Below are 6745 nucleotides of genomic sequence, written 5' to 3'. Positions count from 1 at the left end.
TCTGTAACCCTTGCACAGCAGGAATTTCTGTAGTTTTCTTCTTTCTTCCTTCTGCCCTCTGCCTTCTGCCTTCTGCCTAAACCAGCCCACTAGTGATCACCAAAAGCGATGCTGTTGGCGAAATATTCCTTAACATTACCGACAAAGGAAGCACGATGTCTGGAAGATGTTAAATTTTGCCTTAGAAATAGCTTTTTGGATGATTTAGAGACTGTCAACTAAAAATTTTAGCTCTACAATCATTTTATCTAAGGCTTTTTGCGCTGTTTTATAACCAGAAGCCTGCCGCCCCAACTTTAATTCAAATAAAATGCGATCGCGTATTGCCTCAAAATCCACAATGTCATGAACAAAAGTAACGGCGGAGTGTTCTTTCTGTGCGGAATTTTCTTTTTGAAGATTCTTTCCTTGCGCTTTAAGTCTCTCTAATTCCTCCTCATACCGTGTAATACATGGAAGAAGTTCTGAGTCCCTCCATGTATTACACGGCGAGAGTTCATTGTTAATTATTTTCTCCAGATAGTCTGCTCTGGTTAATCCTAAACATTCAGAGGCAATACCTAGTTTCTTCCAAGTATCGTCTGTTAGTCGCAAAGAACGTACTTCACGGTAGTCATCGTTCTTAAGCGCAAACTTACCTTGGATATCCCTTTTCATTTTTTTCATGGATATTTCTACCATGTAATATACGGATATTTTAAAAAAGCTCTGAGCCAAAATCAACCGTGTATTACATGGAATTTTTTGATTAAAAGCTATGAGTGTTTGCAGTCTTTACGTAACACGTAGTGCAGCAAACTGCGATATTCTAGTCTGAGCATGAGGTATACCATTTAACCAAGACACCATGCGAACAACGTTGATGGCAACAGCTGTAATTTGATGCTGTAACCGGACTTTTGGCAGGTTGCGGTAACGTGCTTGCCGTAAACCAAAAGCATTTATTGCTTGTGATAAAGTTCCTTCAACACCAGCACGGATGTTATAACGTTCTTTCCATTCATCTGTATCCTGCTGTTTACGGATAGTTTGAAGGATCTGGTGTTCTTCTTGTGGGCGCAATCTTAATTTTCTTGGCTCACTTTCACTTTTTGACCTGACACATAAGTGTCTGAAATTACAGATTCGGCAAGTTTTGGAAGGAAATTTGACATTAACTCCTGAATTCCCCCAAGGGTCAATCGAAGGAGTCCAAGTTGTACTTTTTTGTCCTTGAGGACAGGTAACTGTTTTTGCTGACCAGTCAACTGTAAACTTGCTTATGTCATACCCACCTGGTGTTTTCGCTTGCCAACTCACATTTGGGCGTACTGGGCCAATCAGTTCTATATCAAAATCAATTTGACTTTTTACCAGTAATTCACTATCGACATAACCTGCATCTACGATATGTTCTTTTGGAGATAAGCCTTTTTCTTCCAAAGATAAATGAATTGGTTGTGTTTGGTCTACATCGGACAGGTGGGCTGGGGTCGTCTCCACATTTGTAATTAAATGGACATCGTTAGCATCACAAGTTTCCGTGATGTGTACCTTGTAACCAGTCCAGGTTATGGTGCGTTTGTTACCGTAACGGGCATCAGTATCATAAGGAGAGTCAAAATGCTGGCCTGCCGGAGGTAAGTCTGTTGCGCTACGCCAACATAATTTACCAGATTCATCGTCTTTTAGATTTGTATAATCTATATAGTATAGTATTGATGTACCCAAGTTTGGCGGAGAATTTCTATTGCTGGTATTTGCCGCAGCAATTGAGGTGTCGTTTCTTGTTCGTATATGGCTATTAATAGCTGCATACCATCATTACCAATAGTTTCAGCTAATTTATATCGAGCAGTTACCCCTTTGGGTAAACGGTACTCTTCTAGCGCACGTCCGTAACGTTCAAACCACTCATGGGGAACCCAAGAGCGCAACCATTCTGGGGCGACCGTTGCCACTGCGTTTAATGCTGCACGCAAAGTTTCGGCTACGCTTTCCAAACGATTCAAGTTACGAATTGCTGCCAATACATGGGTTGAATCGGTGCGCTGTTTTCCTTTCTCTTTGATAATTCCTTTTTCTTTAAACTGCTTTAACAAGATATCCAGTAACTTTTGTTCGGCACTTCCTTTGATTATTCGGACTCTGAACTCGCAAAGTACACCAAAATCAAAGCCTGGGTCTGTTAATTCCAAACAAAGCGCATACTTCCAATCAATTCGGCTACGAACTGCATCTGCGGCTTGTCTGTCGGTCATATCCTCGATATATTGCATCACGCAGACCAAAGCTAACCGCCAAGGACTAAAAGCGGGTTGCCCAAGTGTTGGAAACAGTGCTTCAAAATCTTGATCTTTGTAGAGAGTACCAATTTCATCCCTCATGGTTATGTAGAGATTGCCTTTTGGGAAAGCGGCACGAGCCACACGCACTGTTTCTTCTGGTATGGGGTCTATGGCTTGCGGTTGAATCACTCAATTCCTCCTTCACCGCAGGTGATGGTAGATGCTTGTTGATCAACATCATCCCACTTTCCTTAAAACTCTGCTCACTGGGAGCATTTGTCGGGTTTTCAAATGTGAAGAAATATTTCGCCAACAGCATCATTGACCAGACTTGCTCCTACCACATCACATTTTTTGCTTAACATCAAGCAGATGAGGAAAAATTCCCAAATAAGTCCTTGCCGATAACTCAAGTCGCCTAACAATTTATTGCACAGAGTTTTACTGTAGATTCTCCCATCGAGGCTGAATGAACGCTGAAAATTTTTGAAAACAGGATAGTAGCCGAGGGGTTAGCATTCATTTCCAATTTTAAATTGTTATTTTTTACACGGACTTACGTCCAAATAAAGAAGAGAAAGCACTATAGCTAACGCTCAATTCTTTAAGAAGTAACTCTCACATAGGAGACAAAAAATATGGCTATTAAAACCAAAAAAGTTTGTTTAATTGATGATAACACAATGGGTATTTACAAAATTGCTGACTACAACGAGCGTAAGTTTAAAGCAGTCTACTACGGGCTACAAGAAACCTGGGGTAAAACTATTCAAGCGCAGTCACAGACTAACTGGAATAAAACACAATGGGATGCTTTTAAAACAAGATTTATTGCTACATTCGGCTCAGTTGACAACCCCAAATACAGTGTACAACAAATGGTTGACTATTCCATTAAGCACTTCAACAAAGGCTTAGAAGAACTACTCGAAGTCAACAAACGTACTTGGCTACAACGCGAACGTTTATTAGCAAAATAATCACAAATAATCTGATTTTACAGAAAATCTCGCTCATACAGAGTGGGATTTATTTTTTTGACTAATGCTGACGCAGCTAAAAGCGAAACACTCATCAAGGAAACAACTATGGCTGCTAATACCCTTGTTCTGTCACTCTCCGAAAACTTTTACCATTTCTGAATTCTAGGACTTTTGTGTAGCAAGCAATCGCCAGATTTTTTCCTAATAACCAATACAACACTCATTTTTTTCTAATAGGATAGCTTGTATTGATTGACTGATCAGAATTATAGCGATCGCTCTCTCGGAAAGTGACATAAGCAGGCTAAATCTACTAAAGCTCAAGCTGCTACAGTCGATGATTCAACAGTCAATGACCCGCCGCTAGATCTTTGCAGATTCTAACGGGGGCTTGTAAAAGCCTACATTGACCAGCCCACCCACGGGTAAACGATATCACGGTCACGACACCCCAGGATGCGTGCCAGTTCTGGGCAACTGTCGCTCAAAATTAAACAGCAAGGACGGGAACCAAACAGTGTTTTGAGCCGAACAAGTCATGATATCCGGGCGAGGCAAACTTTACTACCGCAAGGTAAGAGGCAACAGTAATGTACGTTTTCGTTTTAGATAAAAACAAGCAACCACTCGACCCATGCCATCCAGCACGGGCAAGAGAGTTATTAAAGCAGGAGAGGGCTGCGGTCTACAAACGCTATCCATTTACCATTCTTATCAAGGACAGAAAATTAGAACATTCAGTTACACACTTACATCGGGTAAAAATTGACCCAGGCAGCAAAGTCACGGGAATGACTGTACTGCAAGAAAATACTGCTAGATGTGTATTTGCTTGTGAGATAACCCATCGTGGGTTTCAGATCAGGCAATCACTTCTATCAAGAAGGCAGTTGAGACGTTCAAGGCGATCACGCAAAACGAGATACCGCAAGGCGCGTTTTCTTAACAGAAAACGTAAAGGTGGCTGGCTACCACCATCGTTACAATCTCGAATTGAGAATATTTTGACTTGGGTGAACAGGCTGTGTCATCTTTGTCCTATTAGTGCTATCTCTCAAGAGTTAGTTAAATTTGACTTACAAAAGTTGGAACAACCAGAAATTCAAGGTGTAGATTATCAACGTGGTGAATTGTTTGGGTTTGAAGTCAAACAATACCTTTTAGTGAAGTGGCAACATCAATGTGCATACTGTGGGATTAAAGATGTACCGTTACAAATTGAGCATATTGTTGCTAGATCCTGTGGTGGTACTAATCGCGTTAGTAATCTGACATTTGCTTGTCAAAAATGTAACCAAGCTAAAGGAAATCAGTTAATTGCTGAGTTCCTCAAAAACAAACCAGAATTGCTAAACCGCATTTTATCTCAAGCCAAAAAACCATTAATTGATGCTACTGTGGTCAATGCAACTCGTTGGGAGTTATACCGTAGATTGCAAAAAACTGATTTATCTTTAGAAGTTGGTAGCGGCGGAAGAACCAAGTGGAATCGAGCCAATCAAGGAATTGATAAGTCTCACTGGGCTGATTCTCTATGTGTAGGAGCTAGTACACCAGAGAAACTAATCATCAAAAACATCAAGCCTTTGTTGATTAGTGCTAAAGGTCACGGTACTCGTCAACGCTGTTGTCCAGATAAGTTTGGTTTTCCTAAAGCTCATGCACCTTCATCTAAGTATTTCCGGGGTTTTACTACAGGTGATATTGTCAAAGCTAATATTCCCACTGGTAAATTTGCTGGAATTTATACAGGCAGAATTGCAATTAGGTTTCGTCCTAGTTTTGTTCTACACACTTTAGAACAAAAGTTTGATGTTCATCCTAAATATCTGAAAACCATACACAAAGCTGACGGCTATGAATACAAATAATGATGTCCTAACGGACAATTCTAATATTGGCGGGAGTCCCCTTTCCGCATTTAAGTTGGAGCAAATTAACTCTGTAATTCAACACATTCCAGAAATTACCAATTCTCATGTTGATTGCTACCAAATGCTAGAGCAACAACCATAATAAAATCTCAAAGAATCAGTTAGAAAGTACTGTTTTATGCAGCACTTCATTCTAGCTGATTCTTTTTTTTACTACATTGATTTTTGTCTGAACCTATCAAACATTCTCGTTTACAGCAATAAAGGTACTAGGCCGCTCACAAGGCGTAAAGTTATACTTACGTTTGACTTCTTCACCTGCATTATTTGTATTACCTTCAATAGATTTAGTTAGCGGTACAACTTCAGAGCGCATATAACCAGTTAACTTATCAAACTGAATAGACATCTCCAAAATAGTATCATTCTGTGATAAAAGAACATTAAAGAGTGATTTTGGCACAGGAGCATGAGCAATATACTGAATTACATTGAAGAGAATCCTAAACAAACACAAAGGTTAATAGGACTGGAATATGAACAGTTACAACAATTAATCCTAAATGCGGAACGTTTATATCATGAAAAACAAGCTTCACTAGAATCTAAGAAAGTTAGAGTTATTGCTGGTGGAGGAGGTCGCAAACCAAAATTACCTATTCCCGAACAAATCATTTTAACTTTGGTGTATCTCCGGCATTTAACAACCTTCCAACTTCTAGGTATTCAGTTTGAAGTAAGCGAGTCTACCGCCAATGATACATTTAACTATTGGTTGCCTAACTTGCGAGAATTACTGCCATCCAGTTTGCTTGAACAAATAAAAAAAACGCTTCTGACTATGATGTAGTAAAAGAAATACTCACAGAATATGAATTAATAGTAGATAGCTATGAACAAGTCAGAGAAAGACCTAGAGACAATAATGAGCAAAAGAAATATTTTTCAGGCAAGAAGAGTAATCATACATTTAAAACTCAAATGATTATTTTACCTGATGCTAGCGATATCGTTGATGTTGTAGCAGGTGAACCTGGGCCAAAAAGCGATATAACTTTGTTTCGAGAATATCGGTCAGAGTTTGATGCCAAACAAAGATTTAAAGGGGATAAGGCATATATTGGAGAAGATTTAATTACAACTCAAATTAAGAAACCAAGAAATCGAGAACTAACAACTGAACAGAAAGAACAAAATAAAATATTTTCATCTAAACGGATCTTTGTTGAACATCGAATTCGATCAGTCAAAATATTTCGAGTTGTTCAAGAAAGATTTAGGTTAAATCCCCACAAATATGAGCAAGTAATTTTGACGATTTGTGGACTGGTAAGGTTACGAATTCGAGCGCTAATATTACCATTAGAAATATCGGCTATATCATCAGGTTGAAATTACCGCATATAACTAAATATTTTTGCCTAATTACCCCTCTTCTGTCACTTTCCGAGTATTCTTAATAAAAGGATTAAAAGAAAAAACTCTGGAAGGTAAGCAGGGCATGGATGTAGAATTACAAATCCTGAAACATTTGGCTAGAGACGCCCACCCAACAGTTGCGATCGTAGATGAATATTGTGCAGAGTATAAAGAGTTATTTAAAGAAGTAAGGAATTATGAG

At 39.1% G+C, this 6745-nt stretch carries 6 protein-coding genes and 1 pseudogene; 5 read left to right on the top strand and 2 right to left on the bottom strand.

Annotated features, from left to right (window positions below; all coding sequences use genetic code 11):
- Positions 1 to 204: 204 nt before the first annotated feature.
- Entirely contained in the window at positions 205 to 681 is a 477-nt protein-coding gene (locus H6H03_RS38705; protein WP_242058219.1) for a hypothetical protein, read from the bottom strand.
- 93 nt (positions 682 to 774) lie between these two features.
- A pseudogene (locus H6H03_RS38700) lies at positions 775 to 2453 on the bottom strand (IS1182 family transposase).
- A gap of 452 nt (positions 2454 to 2905) precedes the next feature.
- Here H6H03_RS38700 and H6H03_RS38695 point away from each other — a divergent pair.
- The 5 genes from H6H03_RS38695 to H6H03_RS41005 all read left to right on the top strand — a co-directional run bounded on the left by H6H03_RS38695 (position 2906) and on the right by H6H03_RS41005 (position 6516).
- Positions 2906 to 3247, top strand: a complete 342-nt coding sequence (locus tag H6H03_RS38695) for a hypothetical protein (RefSeq protein ID WP_190960278.1) — start codon at positions 2906 to 2908, stop codon at positions 3245 to 3247.
- Positions 3248 to 3840: 593 nt separating this feature from the next.
- Positions 3841 to 5121: an RNA-guided endonuclease IscB gene (gene iscB, locus H6H03_RS38690; RefSeq protein ID WP_190960277.1), complete on the top strand. Its 1281-nt coding sequence runs from the start codon at positions 3841 to 3843 to the stop codon at positions 5119 to 5121.
- On the top strand, positions 5108 to 5266 hold the full coding sequence (locus H6H03_RS38685; RefSeq protein WP_190960280.1) for a hypothetical protein: 159 nt from the start codon (positions 5108 to 5110) through the stop codon (positions 5264 to 5266). Before iscB ends, H6H03_RS38685 begins: the two co-directional genes overlap by 14 nt.
- A 327-nt stretch (positions 5267 to 5593) precedes the next feature.
- Positions 5594 to 5974, top strand: coding sequence for a helix-turn-helix domain-containing protein (locus H6H03_RS41010; protein ID WP_242058218.1), 381 nt, complete (start codon positions 5594 to 5596; stop codon positions 5972 to 5974).
- A gap of 8 nt (positions 5975 to 5982) precedes the next feature.
- On the top strand, positions 5983 to 6516 hold the full coding sequence (locus tag H6H03_RS41005) for an HARBI1 family protein (protein ID WP_313932038.1): 534 nt from the start codon (positions 5983 to 5985) through the stop codon (positions 6514 to 6516).
- Positions 6517 to 6745 lie beyond the last annotated feature (229 nt).

The organism is Nostoc paludosum FACHB-159 (assembly GCF_014698835.1).
Lineage (GTDB): Bacteria > Cyanobacteriota > Cyanobacteriia > Cyanobacteriales > Nostocaceae > Nostoc > Nostoc paludosum.
This window is presented reverse-complemented; position numbering and strand designations above follow the sequence as displayed.

Coding starts and splice junctions, on each gene's coding strand:
- H6H03_RS38705 (WP_242058219.1), bottom strand. CDS start 681: ATGGTAGAAATATCCATGAAAAAAATGAAAAGGGATATCCAAGGTAAG.
- H6H03_RS38695 (WP_190960278.1), top strand. CDS start 2,906: ATGGCTATTAAAACCAAAAAAGTTTGTTTAATTGATGATAACACAATG.
- iscB (WP_190960277.1), top strand. CDS start 3,841: ATGTACGTTTTCGTTTTAGATAAAAACAAGCAACCACTCGACCCATGC.
- H6H03_RS38685 (WP_190960280.1), top strand. CDS start 5,108: ATGAATACAAATAATGATGTCCTAACGGACAATTCTAATATTGGCGGG.
- H6H03_RS41010 (WP_242058218.1), top strand. CDS start 5,594: ATGAGCAATATACTGAATTACATTGAAGAGAATCCTAAACAAACACAA.